Genomic DNA, 17,790 nt, shown 5'->3' on the forward strand with positions numbered 1-17,790 from the left:
GAGGTGCCGTTCTTCGAGCCTGGCCTGCCCGAGCTGCTGAGCAAGGCCCTGGAGTCGGGCCGGCTGCGGTTCACCACGTCGTATGCCGAGGCGGGTGAGTTCGGCGAGGTGCACTTCGTCTGCGTCGGCACGCCGCAGCGCCCCGGCTCGTACGCCGCCGACATCCAGTACGTCGACGCGGCCGTCAGCGAGCTCGCCCAGCACCTGCGGAGCAAGAGCCTGGTGGTCGGCAAGTCGACCGTGCCGATCGGTACCGCCGCCCGGCTGACCGGCATGGTGCGGCGGCTCGCGCCCGCCGGCGAGGAAGTGGAGCTGGCCTGGAATCCGGAGTTTCTGCGGGAGGGCTTCGCGGTCGACGACACCCTCAGGCCGGACCGGCTGGTCTTCGGCGTGGCGTCGCCGTGGGCCGAGGAGCGGCTGCGGGCCGCCTTCGCGCCGGTGCTGGCGCAGGGGACCCCGGTGGTGGTCACCGACCTGGCGACGGCGGAGCTGGTGAAGGTCGCGGCGAACTCGTTCCTGGCGACGAAGATTTCGTACATCAACGCGATGGCGGAGGTGTGTGAGGGGACCGGCGCGGATGTGCACGATCTGGCGGCGGCGCTCGCCTATGACGATCGGATCGGTGGCCGGTTTCTGAAGCCGGGTCTGGGCTTCGGTGGTGGTTGCCTGCCCAAGGACATCCGGGCGTTCATGCACCGGGCCGAGGAGCTCGGTGTGGGGCAGGCGGTGTCGTTTCTGCGTGAGGTGGACGGGATCAACAAGCGGCGCCGGGCCCGCACCGTCGACCTGGTCCGTGAGCTGGTCGGTGGTGACCTGGTGGGGGTGCGGGTGGCGGCGTTGGGGGCGGCGTTCAAGCCGAACTCGGACGATATCCGGGATGCGCCGGCGTTGGATGTGGCCAGCACGTTGCACGAGGAGGGTGCGGTGGTGCGGGTTTTCGACCCGGTGGCGATGGAGAACGCGCGGCGGGTGCATCCGGAGTTGGCTTATGGCGAGGGTGCGTTGGACGTGGCCCGGGACGCCGATGTGGTGGTGCTGCTGACCGAGTGGGCCGAATTCCGCGAGATCGACCCGGTCGCCCTCGCCACCGTGGTGGCCCACCCGCGCATCGTCGACGGCCGGCACGCCCTCGACGCCGCCCGCTGGCGCGCCGCCGGCTGGGAGTACCGCGCGCTGGGCCGCCCGTAGACACCCTGGGCCGCCCGCTCACCCCCCGGAGGGGGCGGCCCAGGGCTTGCCCGTGCTGGTGGTCGATCAGGGACTTCGATGGGGCGGCGCGCCGGCCGACACGGGGGTCAGCGCGGCGCGGAGCTGGCGATGATCTGGGCGCGGAGGGCGTGGTTGGCGGCGGCCTGTGCGCCTCGTAGGACGGGGTCGCCGGGCACGCCGGTTACGGCGATCGCCGGGTCGAGCGGCGTGGTGGCCCGCAGCGCGGCGGTGACCCGGGTGGCGAGCGCCTCGCCGCCGGCCCGCCCGACGTCGCCGGCGAGCACGACCAGCGGCGGGTCGAGCACCGCGGCGACGGCGGCCAGGCCGTAGGCGATCCGCTCGGCGAGCGCGTCGAGGAACGGGCCGGCGTCCGCCGACGAGACCGCCGCCGCCACCGCGGCCTCCGGGGTCGCGGCCGCGATGCCGTGGGTACCGGCGAGCCTGAGCACCGCCGGCCCGCCGACCAGGTCGGTCAGGTCGGTACGGTCGGCGCCGCGGCCGAGCCCGACCGGCACGTACCCGATCTCGCCGGCTCCGCCGCGGGCGCCGCGCAGCAGCGTGCCGCCCAGGTCGATGGCGAGGCCGAGACCGCCGGAGAACCACACGAGGGCGAAGCTCTCTACCGCCCCGGCCACCCCGTGGTGGCGTTCGGCGATGGCGGCGAGGTTGACGTCGTTGTCCGCCGCGACCGTCGCGCCGAGCCGGGCGGCCAGGTCGGCCACCAGCCCCGGGCGGTCCCAGCCGGGCACGTCGATGTGGCGGATCACGCCTGCCGCCGGGTCGTACGACCCGGGGAGGGCGAGCTGGACCAGCCGCGTGCTCCCCGGCGCCAGCCCCGCCCGGCGGGACAGGTCGTCGACCAGCCCGGTCACGGCCGGCAGCGGGTCGGCGGCCGCCGCCACCTCGGCCCGGGCCACCTCGGCGCCGGCGAGGTCACAAAGGACCGCCGAGAGGTGGGGGCGCCCCGCCTCGCGTACCGAGATGGCGATGGCGTGCCCGGCGGCCGGATTGGCCGCGTAGATCTCCGCGCTCGGACCTGGCCCGCCGCTCGTGTGGCCGACCACGACGGCCAGGCCGGCATCGGTCAAGCGCCGCATGACCTCGGACGTCGTGGGTTTGGAGAGGCCGGTGAGCTCGCGCAGGTCGCCCCGGGTGAGCGTGCCCCGGTCGAGCAGGAGCGCGAGGGTCGCGCTCTCGTTGATCGCCCGGAGCAGCTTGGAGGAGCCGGCCAGTCGCGTCATCCACCCCTCCGCGGCGACCCGGAACGTTAGGCAAGTTGGCTAACTATTGCCGCTCGCCGTGCCCCGGTCAAGGCCGCGCGTCAGGTCCGTGCCCCGGTGGCCGCCTTCGCCCGGCCGCGGCGCCCGGCGAGGTACCGGCCGAGCTCGATCAGCAGCGTGAGGCCGAAGGCGAGGGCCAGGCCGGCCAGGATTCCCTGGTACGGGTGGTCGTGGAAGAGCCGCCCGCCGAGGTAGCCGGTGGCGGTCGAGTAGAGCGACCAGGAGACCGCCGCGATCGCCGTGAAGAACCAGAAACGCTGGATCGGGTACCGCACGGAGCCGGCCACCAGCGTCGCGGCGGTCCGGCCACCGGGCACGTACCGGGCGACGACCAGCAGCGTCCCGCCGCGGCTCGCCAGCGCCCGCCCGGCCCACGCGTGCGCCGCCCGCAACGCCCGGGCGCGCAGGAAACGGGACGAACCGAGCGCGTGGCGGCCAAGGGCGTACGAGACGCTGTCACCGGCGAACGCGCCCACCGCGGCCGCCACGACCAGCCCGGCGATCGCCGGCTCGCCCTGCGCCGCGAACGCGCTCACCCCGACCACGATCGCCTCGCTCGGTACCGCCGGGAAGAACGCGTCCAGCGCCACGACGAGGAACACCACCAGGTAGATCCACGGCGACGTGACGAGCGGGACGACCTGATCGAGCATGGTGAAAGGTCCTGGCGTTCGCGTGGGGCCCGTTTGCGTGTCCCGCCGAGCGAATCCGGCCCGCCTGTCGCGCCAGCGGACACCATCGATCCAACGGGCGGCCACCAGGCGAACTTCGCATACGGCACGGCGCGCGTCCGGCCCGATGCCCGGTGACGTGCCGCCTGCGCCGGATGTCCGGTCGGCCGGCGGAATTGGCCGGGCCCCGGGGTCGTTATGCATGCGGCCCACCAAGGAGTCCCGCCGGGAGTTCGGTGGAATGGCCGGCGGCCCGGGGTCGTTGTGCGTCCGGCTCGCGAAAGGGTTCGGTCGGGTCGGGGCTCCGGTGGGAATGCCGGGTGGGGTCGGGTCGTTGACTATCCCGCGCCGGTGAGTGTGAGTCCGCCGGGTGCTTGTGTTTTCCCCCCGTTGTTTTCCCTGATTTGTTTTGTGGCGTCGAATTCGGCGTCGGGCGCGTGTGTGCGCGTTTTTCCCCCTGGATTGGAGTGTCGGGTATGAACACGATGCTGCGTAAGACGGTGACCGCGGTCGCGGGTTTCGCCTTCGCTGGTGGTGCGCTGCTCGGTCCGTCCACGGCGGCGCTGGCTTCGCCGGCCCACGGTACGCAGGGTGCGCCGGCGGTGGTGTCGGTGGCGCAGGTGAAGGCGGACAAGCCGGGTATGGACAAGCTGGTCCCGCATGGTGTGCAGGGTGAGCAGTCGTACTTCGCGTTGTCGGGTGAGCAGGTGGATAACGCTGAGGCGATTATCGCGGCGACGAAGAAGGCGGGTATGGACGAGCGGGCCGCGGTGGTGGCGATCGCGACGTCGTTGCAGGAGTCGAAGCTGGTGAACCTGGGTCATCTGGGTGATGTGAACGATCATGACTCGTTGGGGTTGTTCCAGCAGCGTCCGTCTTCGGGTTGGGGTTCGCCGGAGCAGATTACCGATCCGGCGTATTCGACGACGGCGTTTTTGTCGGGGTTGAAGAATGTTGACGGGTGGCGGGACATGCCGCTGACCGATGCCGCGCAGGCGGTGCAGGTGTCGGCGTTCCCGTTCCACTACGCGCAGTGGGAGTCGATGGCCGCCAAGACCGTGGCCGACCACTGGAACAGCTGACCCCCAACGAAACAACGAAATAGAGACCGCTGGCCGGGTCCCTCGCTCCCCCCGGGAGGGACCCGGCCAGCTCTCGCCTGTCCGGCCGCCCGGAGATTCTCGCCACCTTGACGAGAAGCCCATGAGGCCGTTATCGTCAAGACGACGATAACGAGGGAGGGGTCGGGATGGCCGACATCACGAGGAGACTGTTCCTGCGGCACCTGCGCGGGGCGCCGACGGCCTATGTGCGGCACGTCGTCCGCGGGCGGGTGCGGCACGAGGGCGTCGGCACGTCGTTCTGGTACCGGCCACTGCACGCGGTCCTCTCCGAGGTGCCGGTCGACGACCGTGAGCTGCCGTTGCTGTTCCACGCCCGCACGGCCGACTTCGCCGACGTGACCGTGCAGGCCACGGTGACGTACCGGATGAGCGACCCGGGCCTGGCCGCCACCCGGCTCGACTTCTCCATCGACCCGCTCCGCGGCGGATGGCGCGGCCAGCCGCTCGACCAGGTGGCGACGCTCCTCGCCGAGCTGGCCCAGCAGCCCGCGCTCGACCTGCTCGCCCGGGTCCCGCTCACCGAGGCGCTGGCCGGCATCGCGACCGTCCGCGAGGCGGTGGCCTCGGCCCTCGCCGGCGACCAGCGGCTCGCCGAGATCGGGGCGAGTGTGGTCTCCTCCCGGGTGGTCGCGATCCGGCCGGAGCCGGAGGTGGAGCGGGCGCTGCAGACCCCGACCCGGGAGGCGGTGCAGCAGGAGGCCGACCGGGCCAGCTACGCGCGCCGCGCGGTCGCCGTCGAGCAGGAGCGCGCCATCGCGGAGAACGAGCTGCAAAACAAGATCGAGCTGGCCCGCCGCGAGCAGCAGCTGGTCGAGCAGCGCGGGGCCAACGACCGGCGGGCAGCCGAGCTGGAGGCGGCCGCCAAGCTGGTCAGCAGCCAGGGACAGACCGACCGGGCCCGGCTCGCCGCCGAGTCGGAGCGGGCCCGCGAGCAGGCCCGAGCCGACGGTGTACGCGCGGTGGGTCTCGCCTCCGCGGAGGCCGAGGTCGCCCGGCTGGCCGCCTACCGCGACGTCCCCGAGGCGGTCCTCTACGCCCTCGCCCTGGAAAAGCTGGCCGGCCAGCTCCCGCAGATCGGCGAGCTGACCATCACGCCCGACGTGGTGACCAAGCTCGTCGGCCGGTTGGCCAACGGGCACGGCGAGCGATGACGCTTCCAACCCGGCTGGTGACCGTGACCCGGCGCAGCGAGCTGGACGAGCTGCTGGCCCGCCACGGCACGCTCGGCGCCGCCGGCTACTTCCTGCGCCAGCGCGGCCGCGACCTGGCGCAGGTGCGGCAGCGGCACGAGGCACAGGCGGCCGCGCTGACCACGGTCGGCGCGGCCGTCCCGCCCGACTGGCGGCGTGGCCACGTGGACCGCGACGACCTGCCCCGGTTCCTTTTCGGGCCGGAGGACGTCGTGCTGGCGGTGGGGCAGGACGGGCTGGTGGCCAACGTCGCCAAGTACCTGGACGGGCAGCCGGTCATCGGCGTCGACCCGGAGCCGGAGCGCAACCCGGGCGTGCTCGTGCAGCACGCCCCGGCCGCCGTGGCCGCGCTGCTCCGCCGCGAGCTGCCGGTCGAGCACCGGACCATGGTGGTCGCCGAGCTCGACGACGGCCAGCGGCTGTACGGGCTGAACGAGGTCTACATCGGACACCCGAGCCACCAGTCCGCGCGCTACGTCCTCGGCACGGCCGGCGGCGCCCGCGAGCGGCAGTCCTCCTCCGGCGTCGTGGTCGGCACCGGCACCGGCGCCACCGGGTGGTGCGCCTCGATCGCCCGTACGCTGGCGCCGGCGCCCGCCCTGCCCGGCCCGACCGAGACTGCGCTGTGCTGGTTCATCCGGGAGGCCTGGCCCTCGCCGGCGACCGGCACCACGCTCACCCAGGGGCGCCTGGCCGGCGCGGAGTGGCTGGAGCTGACCAGCGAGTCGGAGCGGCTGGTCGCCTTCGCCGACGGGCTGGAGGGCGACCACCTGGAGCTCGGCTGGGGCCAGCGCCTGCGGATCGGCCTGGCTGACCGCTCACTCAGCATCGTGCCGCGCCGTTGAGTGTGCCTCCTACGCTGTTCCCCTACACGGCGAAGGGACCGGCCATGGATCGAAAGCGCGCGGAGCTGATCCAGCAGCGGCTGACACTCGTGCCCGACCTGGCCGGGGTGCGCCGGAGCCAGGCCGCCCTGCGGCAGGTCCGGCTGGTCTACTTCGGGGTGCCCGTCCTCATGACCGCCGTGGGGATCTCGATGTACGTGGTGCACACCGTCACGTACGCGATGGTCGGCGCGGGCATCCTCGGCGGGCTCGGCCTGCTGTTCTGCGGCTACTTCTTCTACGCGTACGGGGCGATGGCCCGCGCGGCCAGCGAGACGGTCAGCGGGCTCGGGCTCAAGCTGGTCCAGATGCCGGCGTACCTGCGGGTGCCCGACCTGGCCGGCGGCTTCCTCGGCGGGTTCACGGTCGGCGCGGTGGTCTACCGGGGCGTCCGGCACGGGCGGGCGGTGCACATCGTCCAGGAGCCGAAGCGGGCCGCGACCCTCGTCGGCGAGCCGCCGAGCGGCGGCGCCCCGGTCGGGCCCAGCCCGATGGGGCCGGCCGAGCTGTCCGCGCTCACCGGCGAGCCGCCGCGGTCGTGGCGGCGGGTGACCGTGCTGCGCGGCGACGGGTTCGCGGCCGTACGCCGGGACGGCAACGCGGCCGGAAAGTGGATGTTTCACGACCTGCTCCTGGCCGAGGCGCTGCTGGCGTCGCCCCGGTAACGGGGGACCGGGCCCGGCGTTGCCGGGGTGTTGCCGCGGTGAAACCGGGCGGCGCGACCGTTCGGGGCATGGCAGACAACCACATCCGACCGGCGATCGCGGTGCGCGGGCTGCGCAGGTCGTACGGCGACAAGGTCGTGCTCGACGGCATCGACCTCACCGTCGCCGAAGGGACGATCTTCTCGCTGCTCGGCCCGAACGGCGCCGGCAAGACCACGATGGTGCAGATCCTGTCCACGCTCATCCGCGCCGACGGCGGCGAGATCCGGGTGGCGGGGCACGATCCGGCGCGGGAGCCGGACGCGGTACGGGCCGCGATCGGGCTGACCGGGCAGTTCTCGGCGGTGGACAAGCTACTGACCGGCGAGGAAAACCTGCGGCTGATGGCCGACCTGCACCACCTGGGCCGGCGGGAGGGGAGCCGGCGGGCGACGGAGCTGCTGGAGCGGTTCGACCTGGTGGAGGCGCGGGGCAAGCTGGCCGGGACCTACTCCGGCGGCATGCAGCGCCGGCTGGACCTGGCGATGACGCTCGTCGGGGCGCCGCGGGTGATCTTCCTGGACGAGCCGACCAGCGGTCTCGACCCGCGCAGCCGGCGCGGCCTCTGGCAGATCATCCGGGAGCTGGTGGCCGGCGGGGTGACCATCTTCCTCACCACCCAGTACCTGGAGGAGGCCGACCAGCTCGCCGACCGGATCGCGCTGCTGGACCAGGGCCGGGTGGTGGCCGAGGGTACGCCCGACGAGCTCAAGCGCCGCATCCCGGGCGGGCACGTCAGCCTGCGGTTCACCGACCCGGACGAGCTCGACCTGGCGGCCCGGACCCTCACCGCGGCCGGCGGGGCGCTCGCCGCCGACGGCCGGGACGACGAGTCGCTGGTGCTCCAGGTGCCGCACGACGGCGCAGTGCACTCGCTGCGGGCGCTGCTCGCCCGGCTCGACGACGCGTCGGTCGAGGTGGACTCGCTGACCGTGCACACACCCGACCTGGACGACGTGTTCCTCGCCCTGACCGGTAAGAGCCGGATGACCGACGAGACCGCCCAGACCGGCGAGACCGCCCGGACCGACGAGACGACGATGGAGGCTGTGCGATGAGCACCATGTCACTGGCGCTGGCGGACTCGGCCACGATGGTGCGCCGCCAGATCACGCACATGCGGCGGTACCCGTCGCTGATCCTGCAACTCGTGGGTACGCCCGTGGTGTTCCTGCTGCTGTTCGTCTACGTCTTCGGCGGTACGCTCGGCAACGGCCTGGGCTCCGGCTCCGGCGGCCGCGGCGCGTACGTGGACTACGTGGCACCGGGCATCCTGATGATGGCGGTGGCCGCCGTGGCGATGGGTACCGCGATCTCGGTGGCCATGGACATGACCGAGGGCATCGTGGCCCGGTTCAAGAGCATGGCCATCGCCCGCGTCTCGGTGCTGACCGGCCACGTCGTCGGCGCGATGGTGCAGACCGCCGTCGCCGTGGCGGTGGTCGTCGGGGTGGCGCTCGCCATCGGGTTCCGGCCGAACGCCAGCGTCCTGGAATGGGTCGCGGCCGCCGGTGTCGTGGCGATGATCGCCTTCGCCCTCACCTGGCTGTCGGTGGCGATGGGCCTCGCGGCCAAGACCGTGGAGAGCGCGAGCAACCTGCCGCAGCCGCTGGTCTTTCTGCCGTTCCTCGGCAGCGGGTTCGTCCCCACCGACTCGATGCCGGTGGGTCTGCGGTGGTTCGCCGAGTACCAGCCGTTCACGCCGATCATGGAGACCATCCGCGGGCTGCTGCTCGGTACCGGCATCGGGTCCAGCGGGATCGCCGCCGCCGCGTGGTCGGCCGGGATCGCGCTGGTCGGCTACCTGTGGGCCAGGAAGCTGTACAACCGTCAGGCCTGAGGCCGCTCGCGCAGCGCCGCCCGGGCGGCCACGAGCATCTCGTCAGGGCCGAGGGCGGCGTACGCGGAGACCGCTTCCGCGTACGCCGCCTTGTCGGCCTCTTCGGCGGCCTGCCGTGCCTGCTCCGGCGACATGGCCGGCCGGAAGCCGCGGATGTAGTGGAACCGCTCGGCCAGCGCGGTCAGCCGTACGCCGGAGCCCGTCTCGCCCCGGTCCAGGTCCACTGTGGCCAGTGCGAGCAGCAGCGCGCCACCGAGGGGAAAGCCGGCCAGGGACGTGCGGTTGGCGGCGAGCGCCGCCAGCAGCGCCGAGAGCCGTTCCGGCAGCGCGGCGGCGAGTGGGGCGACGAGCTCGCGCCGGCCGTGCCGGACGTGGGCGATGACGGTCGCCGCCTCCACCTCCAGCGTCCAGCTGTCGAGGCCGGGCACGTCGCCGCGTTCCACCGCTTCGCGGGCCATCCCGGCGACCCGCCGCCACGTCCGCAGGCCGGCCTCGGTCTGGTCGCGGCCGAGCAGGATCTCGGCGCGTACGGCCAGGAAGGAGCTCAGCTCCACCACCTCCTCGGGCTGGTCCGGCTCGAACAGGGCCAGCTGGCGCTCGGCCGCGTCCAGGGCGCCGAGCTGCAGGTTGGCCAGCACGATGCCGAGCCGGACGCCGAGCGTCTCGTGCCGGATGCCGACCTGCTCCAGGATCCGCATCGCGACCTCCAGGTGGGGCAGCGCCTCCGCGCCCCGCCCGGACTGGAGGTACAGGTCGGCGATCCGGGCGCGGGCGAGCAGCCGCGCCCACGGCACCGGCTGGTCCAGCGACGCCGCGAGCATCCGCTCGGCCGCGGACAGGGCGCGGTCGGGCTCGCCCTGGTACTCCCAGAGGTAGGTGGCGACGGCGTTGGCGACCGCGGCGAGCAACGGCACGCCGCTGCCGCAGAGCTCGTCCAGCCGCCGGCTCCCCGCCATCAGCTCCGGCACCGCCGCCAGGACGATCGCGCCGGCCCGGGTCAGCGTGTCCGGCGGTGCGGGCGGGAGCCGGCGCAGCGCCACCAGCGAACGTACCGCCCGCGGCCCCTCGGAGCTGAACGTGAAGCCGGTGCAGAGCGTCGCCGCCGTCCGGGTCACCTCCACGAAGTCCGGGCCGGGCCGGTAGTGCGACAGGATCCAGCCCGCCTCCGCGGTCAGCGCCACCATCCGGGCGTAGTTCGACTCGATCATCCACAGGGCGCCCAGGACCGCGGTCGTCGCCACCACCGTGGTGCTGTCGCCGCGCGCGACCGCCTGGTGCAGCGCCTGCAGCAGGTTGTCCTGTTCGGCCCTGATCCGGTCCGCGGTCGAGGCCGGGTCGGGTCCCAGGGCCGCCTCGTGGTGCGCCAGCCCGAACTCCCTGGCCCAGGCGAGAAAACCGGCGGCCACGTCGTCGTCCTCGCCCGCCGCGGCGCGCCGTGCGGCGCCGAACTCGCGCACCGTCTCCAGCATCCGAAACCGCGCGCCGGAACCGGTGTCGACCACCTTCAGCAGCGACTGGTCGGCCAGGTCCTCCAGCGTGCGCAGGGCCTCGCCGCCCAGCAGACGCCGCGCGCCGCCGGCGGTGAACCCGCCCGGAAAGACCGACAGCGCGCGGATCGCCGCCTGGCCGGCCGGGTCCAGCAGGTTCCAGCTCCACTCGACCACCGCGTGCAGGGTCTGGTGCCGCGAGGGTACGTCCCGGGGCCCGCCGCGCAGCAGGGCGAACCGGTCGCCGAGGTGCTCGGCGATCTCCGCGACCGACATCACCCGTACCCGGGCGGCGGCCAGCTCGACCGCGAGCGGCAGCCCGTCCAGGTGGCCGCAGAGCTCGGCGACCGCCTCCGCGGGCAGGTCGACGCCGGGGCGGGCGGCCCTCGCCCGCTGTGCGAACAGCTCCACCATCGTCGGCAGGCTCAGCTCGGGCAGCGCGTACACGGACTCCGAGGAGAGGCCCAGCGGGGTGCGGCTGGTGGTCAGTACCCGCAGCTCGGGCAGGGCCGAGACCAGCGCCCGGACCAGCTCCGCGGCGCCGGCGACCACGTGCTCGCAGTTGTCCAGCACGAGCAGGGCCGGCCCGGAGCCGAGCGCGGCCGCGATGCCGGCGACCGGGTCCGGCGGTACCGCCGGGTGGGACAGCCGCGGCTCGGCGGCGTCGAACGTCGACGCCACCTGGCGGACGACGTCGGCGTCGGTGGCCACGCCGGCCAGCGGCACGACCTGGACCACTCGCTGCTCGGCGTCCCGGGCGACCGCGTTCGCCAGCCGGGTCTTGCCCAGGCCACCGGGGCCGACGATGGACGTGACCCGGGACCGGCGGACCAGCGCGGCCACCGCGGCCAGGTCCTCGTCGCGACCCAGCAGCGGGTTCGGCTCGGCCGCGACGCCCTGCCGGACCACCGGCGTGTCACCCCGCAAGAGATGCTGGTACGCGGCCTGCAGCGCGGCGCCCGGGTCGGTGCCCAGCTCGTCGCGCAACGCCCGGCGGTACGCCTCGTAGCGGGCCAGCGCCGCCGACGCGCCGACCGTGGCCGCCTCGCCGCGCAGCAGCTCCAGCAGCACCTCCTCGTCGCGGGGCAGGTCGGCGGCGAGGGCGGTGAGCGGCTCGACGGCTTCCCCGTGCCGCCCCAGCCGAGCCAGCGCGAGCGCCCGGGTGCGCACCAGCGACCGGTGCGCCGCCACCCGCTCGGCCCGCAGCGCCTCCACCGGGTCGTCCGTCACGACGGTGTCCCGGGGCGTACCGTCCCACAGGGCCAGGCCGGCCTCGGCGTGGGCGAGCGCGGCCGCGTGGTCTCCCGCGCGCAGCTGCCGGGTGCTCGCCGCCGCCCGCAGCAGCACGGCGCTGCTGTCCACCCGGTCCTCGGCGAGCAGCAGCCGGTACCCCTTGGGTGTACTGGCGATGACGCCCGAACCCAGCTGCGCCCGGGTCCGGGACACCAGCACCTGCAGCGCCTTGGTCGGGTTGCCGGGCGGCTCCTCCGGCCACAGCCCGTCGACGAGGCGTGCGGTGCCGCAGCCCGTACGCAGGTCGCCGGCGAGCAGTGCCAGCAGCCCGCGCATCCGGTGCCCGGTGATCTCCTGCCCCTGGTACGACACGCCGCGGAGCAGGACCAGATCGACGCTCACCCCACCAGGCTAGGCGCGGGTCACCCGGGCTCGCGGCAAGCGGTGTCGACCCCCCTGCCGGACGGGGCGGCATCGTAGCGGCGCGGCGCGCGTCAGGATCGCGTATGGACGCGTACGGATAGCGTCAAGAACCTCGTCCCGCCCCCGGGCCCGCGTTTTCATGGGCAGCGCGCGGCCGATCGGCGGCCGCCCGGAGGCTGGTCAGGAGTGCGTGGTGCGGGCGGAGGCGGGGCGTACCCCGTTCGGTATCGACATGGCGGCGGGCGCGGCGGCGATGGCGGCCGCGACCACCGTGGCGGCCGTGCTGTTTCCGCGCGGCGACACCTCGGGCCGGTTGCTCGTCGTGGCGGTGGCGGCCGGCGTCTACGCGGCGCTCGCCGCGGGCACCCGCGCGGCGCTGGCCACGGCGGGCCTGGGATACCTGCTGTTCAACGGCTTCCTGGTGCACCGCTTCGGCGACCTGTCCTGGGACGGCCCGGAGTGCGGGTGGCACCTGGCCGTGATCGCCTTCGCGACCGCGCTGGGCCTCGGGCAGCGGTGGCTGCGGCACGCACAGGCCGCCGGTGACGGGCGCGAGGAGCCGGTGCGGCGCGGCGTGGGTCACCGCTGACGTCAAGGGTCCGTCAAGAAACGAGGCGGCGCCGTATGGATCCCGTCAAGAGCCCTTACGGCGCGCGCGAGCAGGCGTTTGTATTGCCCGGCACGGTCGACGGCCGGCCGACCGCGAGTTGGCGTTGCCGGCCGACCCGACACGGTACAACCGATATACGCAATTTGAGGCTTTCCTGAAGGAGGCACCCCAGTGGCCGACATAGCCCTGGTGCTGTTGACGGTGGGGCTGTTCGTGGTCCTCGCCCTGGTCGTACGGGCGGTGGAGCGGCTGTGAACGCCGTCAACGTGATCGGTCTGGTCATTTCCGCCGGCCTGGCGATCTTCCTGGTCGCGGCCCTGCTCTTTCCGGAGCGGTTTTGATGGGTGTCGTCTTCGTCCTCTCCCTGATCGCCGCGCTCGCCGTGGCGTACCGCTTTCTGGGTGACTACATGTACCGGGTCGTCTCCGGTACCCGGCACTCCGCCGTCGAGCGGGGCGTCTACCGGCTGGTCGGGGTCAACCCGGCCGGCGAGCAGACCTGGGGCGTGTACGCCCGCAGCGTGCTGGCCTTCTCGGCGGTGTCGATCCTGTTCCTGTACGGCTTCATGCGCCTGCAGAGCTACCTGCCGCTGTCGCTGGGCTTCGACAACGTGATGACCCACGGCGCGTGGAACACCGCCGTCTCCTTCGTGACCAACACCAACTGGCAGTGGTACTCGGGTGAGTCCACGATGGGCCACCTGGTGCAGATGGCCGGCCTCGCCGTGCAGAACTTCGTCTCCGCCTCGGTCGGCATCGCGGTCGCGGTCGCCCTGGTGCGGGGCTTCGCCCGGCGCAGGACCGACCAGCTCGGCAACTTCTGGGTCGACCTGACCCGGATCACGATCCGCATCCTGCTGCCGATCAGCGTGCTCGCGACGATCGCACTGATCATCGGCGGTGCGGTGCAGAACCTCTCCGGCGGCACCGACGTGACCACGCTGGGCGGCGCGACGCAGCACATCACCGGCGGGCCGGTCGCCTCCCAGGAGGCGATCAAGGACCTGGGTACCAACGGTGGCGGCTTCTACAACGTCAACTCGGCCCACCCGTTCGAGAACCCCACGCCGTGGACGAACTGGATCGAGATCTTCCTGCTGCTCTGCATCCCGTTCAGCCTGCCCCGGGTGTTCGGCCGGATGGTCGGCCAGAACCGGCAGGGGTACGCGATCGTCGCGGTCATGTCCGTGCTGGCGATCGCGAGCGTGGCGCTGACGATCGGCTTCGAGTCGGCGCACGGCGGTACGGTGCCGCAGGCGGTGGGCGCCGCGATGGAGGGCAAGGAGACCCGGTTCGGGGTGCCCAACTCGGCCACGTTCGCGGCCGCGACCACGCTCACCTCGACCGGGTCGGTCAACTCGTTCCACGACTCGTACACCGCGCTGGGCGGCATGATGCCGATCGTCAACATGATGCTCGGCGAGGTCGCGCCCGGCGGGGTCGGCGCCGGCCTGTACGGCATCCTCGTCCTGGCGGTGATCACGGTGTTCGTGGCCGGGCTGATGGTCGGCCGGACGCCCGAGTACCTGGGCAAGAAGATCGGCGCCCGCGAGATCAAGTTCGCGTCGCTGTACTTCCTGGTCACGCCGGCCCTGGTCCTCATCGGCACGGCCGCCGCGATGGCGACGAAGAACCACGAGACCGCGCTCAACGTCGGCCCGCACGGCTTCTCCGAGGTGCTCTACGCGTTCACCTCGGCCTCCAACAACAACGGCTCGGCGTTCGCCGGCATCACCGTCAACACCGCCTGGTGGGACACCGCGCTGGGGTTGGCGATGCTGCTCGGCCGGTTCCTGCCGATCGTGCTCGTGCTCGGCCTGGCCGGCTCGCTCGCCCGGCAGCAGCCGGTACCGGAGTCGGCCGGGACGCTGCCGACCCACCGGCCGCTGTTCGTCGGCATGGTCGCCGGCGTGACGGTCGTCCTCGTCGCCCTCACGTTCCTGCCCGCCCTCGCCCTCGGCCCCCTGGCCGAGGGCCTGTAGCCGCCCTAGAGAAGGAAAAGACTGAAATGACCGTCACGACAGTGACACCGGAGGCGCCGGTGGCGGCCCAGCGGGGCAAGCCGGTGGGCGGCGGCCTGCTCGACCCGAAGCAGCTGTGGAAGTCCCTGCCGGACGCGGTGCGCAAGCTCGACCCGCGCACGCTGTGGCGCAACCCCGTCATGTTGATCGTCGAGATCGGCGCGGTCTTCACCACCGTGCTGGCGATCACCGACCCGTCGGTCTTCGGCTGGCTGATCACGGTGTGGCTGTGGCTGACCGTGGTCTTCGCCAACCTGGCCGAGGCGGTGGCCGAAGGGCGGGGCAAGGCCCAGGCCGCCACGCTGCGCAAGGCGAAGCAGGAGACCGTCGCCCGCCGCCTCACCGGGTGGGGTACGGACGCCGAGCGCGAGGAGCGGGTCGACGCCGTCGACCTCCGGCAGGGCGACATCGTCGTCGTGGAGGCCGGCCAGATCATCCCCGGCGACGGCGACGTCGTCGAGGGCATCGCGAGCGTGGACGAGTCGGCGATCACCGGCGAGTCCGCGCCGGTGATCCGGGAGTCCGGCGGCGACCGCAGCGCGGTGACCGGCGGCACCAAGGTGCTCTCCGACCGGATCGTCGTGAAGATCACCCAGAAGCCGGGGGAGAGCTTCATCGACCGGATGATCGCGCTGGTCGAAGGGGCCAACCGGCAGAAGACGCCGAACGAGATCGCGCTCAACATCCTGCTCGCCGCGCTCACGATCATCTTCCTGCTCTCGGTGGTCACCTTGCAGCCGATGGCGATCTTCGCCAAGGGGTTCCAGGCCGCCGCGCCGGACACCCAGGCGATCAACGCCGACGGGGTCACCGGCATCGTGCTCGCCTCGCTGCTGGTCTGCCTGATCCCGACCACGATCGGGGCGCTGCTGTCCGCGATCGGCATCGCCGGCATGGACCGGCTCGTACAGCGCAACGTGCTCGCCCTGAGCGGTCGCGCGGTCGAGGCGGCCGGTGACGTCAACACGCTGCTGCTGGACAAGACCGGCACGATCACGCTGGGCAACCGGCAGGCGTCCGAGTTCCTGCCCGTCGACGGAGTCACGCCCGAGCAGGTGGCGGACGCGGCGCAGCTCTCCAGCCTGGCCGACGAGACGCCCGAGGGCCGGTCGATCGTGGTGCTGGCCAAGACCGGGTACGGGCTGCGGGCCCGCGACGAGGGGGTCATGCCGCACGCGCACTTCGTGCCGTTCACCGCGCAGACCCGGATGTCCGGCGTGGACATCGACGACCGTCAGATCCGCAAGGGTGCGGCGGCGGCCGTCATGAAGTGGGTGCGCGACAACGGCGGCCACCCCACCGACGAGGTCGGGCCGATCGTCGACGGAATCTCCGCGACCGGCGGTACCCCGCTCGTGGTGGCCGAGTGCGTCACCGGCCCGAGCGGCACCACGGCCCGCACGCTGGGCGTGATCCACCTCAAGGACGTGGTCAAGGCGGGCATGCGCGAGCGGTTCGACGAGATGCGCCGGATGGGCATCCGGACCGTCATGATCACCGGTGACAACCCCTTGACCGCCAAGGCCATCGCGGACGAGGCCGGCGTCGACGACTTCCTCGCCGAGGCCAAGCCCGAAGACAAGATGGCTCTGATCAAGAAGGAGCAGGAGGGCGGGCGGCTGGTCGCGATGACCGGCGACGGTACGAACGACGCCCCGGCCCTGGCCCAGGCGGACGTCGGGGTCGCGATGAACACCGGTACGTCGGCCGCGAAGGAGGCCGGCAACATGGTCGACCTCGACTCGGACCCGACCAAGCTGATCGAGATCGTGGAGATCGGCAAGCAGTTGCTGATCACCCGTGGCGCGCTCACCACGTTCTCCATCGCCAACGACATCGCCAAGTACTTCGCGATCATCCCGGCGATGTTCGCGGCCGTGTACCCCTCGCTGGACAGGCTGAACGTGATGCGGCTGGACTCGCCCACCTCGGCGATCCTCTCCGCGGTCATCTTCAACGCGCTGGTGATCATCGCGCTGATCCCGCTCGCGCTGCGGGGTGTCCGGTACCGCCCGTCCAGCGCCTCGAAGCTGCTGACCCGCAACCTGTGGATCTACGGCCTCGGCGGCGTGGTCGTCCCGTTCGTCGGCATCAAGCTCATCGACCTGCTCATCCAGTTCATCCCAGGGATCTCGTGATGCGTCTACCCGGCTGGCTCACCCAGCACCTCGCGGCGCTGCGCGCGCTGCTCGTCTTCACCGTCATCCTCGGCCTGGCGTACCCGCTGGTCATGGTCGGCGTCGCCCAACTGCCGGGCCTGCGCGGCAACGCCAAGGGCTCGCTGGTCGAAAACGCCGCCGGCCAGACCGTCGGCAGCGCGATCATCGGGCAGGCGTTCACCGACGCCGACGGCAACCCCATCCCCGCGTACTTCCAGTCCCGCCCCTCCGCGGCCGGCGACGGCTACGACCCGACCTCCACAGCCGCGAGCAACCTCGGCCCGGAGGACGTCGTCGACACGCTCGCCGACAACCCTGACGACGCGACGCAGAGCCTGCTCACCCAGGTCTGCGCCCGCAGCAAGGCGGTCGGCGAGCTGGAAGGCGTGGACGGGAGCCGGCCGTACTGCACCCCGGACGGCGTGGGCGCGGTCCTGGCCGTGTTCTACCGCGACGGGCTGACCGGACCGATCACCCGCGTGGTCAGCGTCAACCAGACCGGCACCCCGTTCATCTCCACCTACCAGGGGGTACCGGTGCGGAGCGCCCAGACCGGCGTCGACTACCGGGCCGAAGGCGGCGTCATCGTCCCGATCCGCGGCGGCGCCCCGGACCAGCCGGCCGTGCCGGCGGACGCGGTCACCGCCAGCGGCAGCGGCCTCGACCCGCACATCAGCCCCGAGTACGCGGCGTTGCAGGCACCCCGGATCGCCCGCGAACGCGGCACCGACCTGGCCACGGTCCGGCGGCTCGTCGACGAGCACACCGACGGGCGGGCCCTGGGCTTCATGGGCGAGCGCGGCGTCGACGTACTGGAGCTCAACCTCGCCCTCGACCGCGAGTTTCCGCGGTAACCGATGTCCCCCGGCCAGCTGCGTATCTACCTCGGTGCCGCGCCCGGGGTGGGTAAGACGTTCACCATGTTGCAGGAGGCGCACCGGCGTAAGGAGCGGGGC

Annotated in this window: 16 protein-coding genes; 13 read left to right on the forward strand and 3 right to left on the reverse strand. The window is 72.8% G+C overall.

The annotated features are described in order from the left end of the window. Positions 1-1,188: UDP-glucose dehydrogenase family protein (locus RB614_RS43625; protein ID WP_308718611.1), on the forward strand; the 1,188-nt coding region annotated here is incomplete at its 5' end. A 107-nt stretch (positions 1,189-1,295) separates the two neighbouring features. On the opposite strand, the gene RB614_RS43630 is transcribed toward RB614_RS43625, so the two are convergent. Together RB614_RS43630 and RB614_RS43635 are read right to left on the reverse strand one after the other, a co-directional pair. Then, entirely contained in the window at positions 1,296-2,450 is a 1,155-nt protein-coding gene (locus tag RB614_RS43630) for an ROK family transcriptional regulator (RefSeq protein WP_308718612.1), read from the reverse strand. Positions 2,451-2,530: 80 nt separating this feature from the next. Next, a complete protein-coding gene (locus RB614_RS43635) occupies positions 2,531-3,142 on the reverse strand; it encodes a DedA family protein (protein WP_308718613.1) in 612 nt (203 codons plus the stop codon). Positions 3,143-3,636: 494 nt separating this feature from the next. On the opposite strand from RB614_RS43635, the gene RB614_RS43640 reads away from it, so the two are divergent. The 6 genes from RB614_RS43640 (at position 3,637) to RB614_RS43665 (ending at position 8,902) form a co-directional block, all read left to right on the forward strand. Continuing rightward, complete coding sequence (locus tag RB614_RS43640; protein ID WP_308711650.1) at positions 3,637-4,242, forward strand: hypothetical protein; 606 nt, start codon at positions 3,637-3,639, stop codon at positions 4,240-4,242. Between the two features lie 167 nt (positions 4,243-4,409). Further along, the gene (locus tag RB614_RS43645) at positions 4,410-5,435 is read left to right on the forward strand and encodes an SPFH domain-containing protein (RefSeq protein WP_308711651.1); all 1,026 of its coding nucleotides are present in this window, start codon (positions 4,410-4,412) and stop codon (positions 5,433-5,435) included. Further along, a complete protein-coding gene (locus RB614_RS43650; RefSeq protein ID WP_308711652.1) occupies positions 5,432-6,319 on the forward strand; it encodes an NAD(+)/NADH kinase in 888 nt (295 codons plus the stop codon). The genes RB614_RS43645 and RB614_RS43650 overlap by 4 nt, the downstream gene beginning before the upstream one ends. A gap of 44 nt (positions 6,320-6,363) precedes the next feature. After that, positions 6,364-7,023: a hypothetical protein gene (locus RB614_RS43655; protein ID WP_308711653.1), complete on the forward strand. Its 660-nt coding sequence runs from the start codon at positions 6,364-6,366 to the stop codon at positions 7,021-7,023. A gap of 68 nt (positions 7,024-7,091) precedes the next feature. Continuing rightward, complete coding sequence (locus RB614_RS43660) at positions 7,092-8,120, forward strand: ATP-binding cassette domain-containing protein (RefSeq protein ID WP_308711654.1); 1,029 nt, start codon at positions 7,092-7,094, stop codon at positions 8,118-8,120. Then, positions 8,117-8,902, forward strand: coding sequence for an ABC transporter permease (locus RB614_RS43665; RefSeq protein WP_308711655.1), 786 nt, complete (start codon positions 8,117-8,119; stop codon positions 8,900-8,902). Before RB614_RS43660 ends, RB614_RS43665 begins: the two co-directional genes overlap by 4 nt. Here the strand turns inward: RB614_RS43665 and RB614_RS43670 are convergent. Further along, positions 8,893-12,024, reverse strand: a complete 3,132-nt coding sequence (locus RB614_RS43670) for an ATP-binding protein (RefSeq protein WP_308711656.1) — start codon at positions 12,022-12,024, stop codon at positions 8,893-8,895. The genes RB614_RS43665 and RB614_RS43670 overlap by 10 nt on opposite strands. A gap of 160 nt (positions 12,025-12,184) precedes the next feature. On the opposite strand from RB614_RS43670, the gene RB614_RS43675 reads away from it, so the two are divergent. The 6 genes from RB614_RS43675 to RB614_RS44575 all read left to right on the forward strand — a co-directional run. Beyond that, positions 12,185-12,634: a hypothetical protein gene (locus RB614_RS43675; protein ID WP_308711657.1), complete on the forward strand. Its 450-nt coding sequence runs from the start codon at positions 12,185-12,187 to the stop codon at positions 12,632-12,634. A gap of 272 nt (positions 12,635-12,906) precedes the next feature. Next, positions 12,907-12,996: a K(+)-transporting ATPase subunit F gene (kdpF, locus tag RB614_RS43680; protein WP_308711658.1), complete on the forward strand. Its 90-nt coding sequence runs from the start codon at positions 12,907-12,909 to the stop codon at positions 12,994-12,996. Next, a complete protein-coding gene (kdpA, locus tag RB614_RS43685) occupies positions 12,996-14,636 on the forward strand; it encodes a potassium-transporting ATPase subunit KdpA (protein WP_308711659.1) in 1,641 nt (546 codons plus the stop codon). The genes kdpF and kdpA overlap by 1 nt, the downstream gene beginning before the upstream one ends. A gap of 26 nt (positions 14,637-14,662) precedes the next feature. Continuing rightward, entirely contained in the window at positions 14,663-16,813 is a 2,151-nt protein-coding gene (gene kdpB / locus RB614_RS43690) for a potassium-transporting ATPase subunit KdpB (protein ID WP_308711660.1), read from the forward strand. Further along, on the forward strand, positions 16,813-17,688 hold the full coding sequence (locus tag RB614_RS43695; RefSeq protein WP_308711661.1) for a potassium-transporting ATPase subunit C: 876 nt from the start codon (positions 16,813-16,815) through the stop codon (positions 17,686-17,688). The genes kdpB and RB614_RS43695 overlap by 1 nt, the downstream gene beginning before the upstream one ends. Before the next feature lie 3 nt (positions 17,689-17,691). Then, positions 17,692-17,790, forward strand: a 99-nt coding sequence (locus RB614_RS44575) for a hypothetical protein (RefSeq protein ID WP_428983225.1), incomplete at its 3' end; no start/stop codon positions are given.

The sequence above is a fragment of the Phytohabitans maris genome, assembly GCF_031085175.1.
GTDB classification, from domain to species: Bacteria; Actinomycetota; Actinomycetes; order Mycobacteriales; family Micromonosporaceae; genus Phytohabitans; species Phytohabitans maris.

Bases quoted from the DNA above. Each gene is read 5' to 3' on its own strand.
- RB614_RS43660 (WP_308711654.1), top strand. From the start codon at position 7,092: ATGGCAGACAACCACATCCGACCGGCGATCGCGGTGCGCGGGCTGCGC.
- RB614_RS43630 (WP_308718612.1), bottom strand. From the start codon at position 2,450: ATGACGCGACTGGCCGGCTCCTCCAAGCTGCTCCGGGCGATCAACGAG.
- RB614_RS43655 (WP_308711653.1), top strand. From the start codon at position 6,364: ATGGATCGAAAGCGCGCGGAGCTGATCCAGCAGCGGCTGACACTCGTG.
- RB614_RS43695 (WP_308711661.1), top strand. From the start codon at position 16,813: ATGCGTCTACCCGGCTGGCTCACCCAGCACCTCGCGGCGCTGCGCGCG.
- RB614_RS43640 (WP_308711650.1), top strand. From the start codon at position 3,637: ATGAACACGATGCTGCGTAAGACGGTGACCGCGGTCGCGGGTTTCGCC.
- RB614_RS43665 (WP_308711655.1), top strand. From the start codon at position 8,117: ATGAGCACCATGTCACTGGCGCTGGCGGACTCGGCCACGATGGTGCGC.
- RB614_RS43650 (WP_308711652.1), top strand. From the start codon at position 5,432: ATGACGCTTCCAACCCGGCTGGTGACCGTGACCCGGCGCAGCGAGCTG.
- RB614_RS43645 (WP_308711651.1), top strand. From the start codon at position 4,410: ATGGCCGACATCACGAGGAGACTGTTCCTGCGGCACCTGCGCGGGGCG.
- RB614_RS43635 (WP_308718613.1), bottom strand. From the start codon at position 3,142: ATGCTCGATCAGGTCGTCCCGCTCGTCACGTCGCCGTGGATCTACCTG.
- kdpB (WP_308711660.1), top strand. From the start codon at position 14,663: ATGACCGTCACGACAGTGACACCGGAGGCGCCGGTGGCGGCCCAGCGG.
- RB614_RS43675 (WP_308711657.1), top strand. From the start codon at position 12,185: ATGGGCAGCGCGCGGCCGATCGGCGGCCGCCCGGAGGCTGGTCAGGAG.
- kdpA (WP_308711659.1), top strand. From the start codon at position 12,996: ATGGGTGTCGTCTTCGTCCTCTCCCTGATCGCCGCGCTCGCCGTGGCG.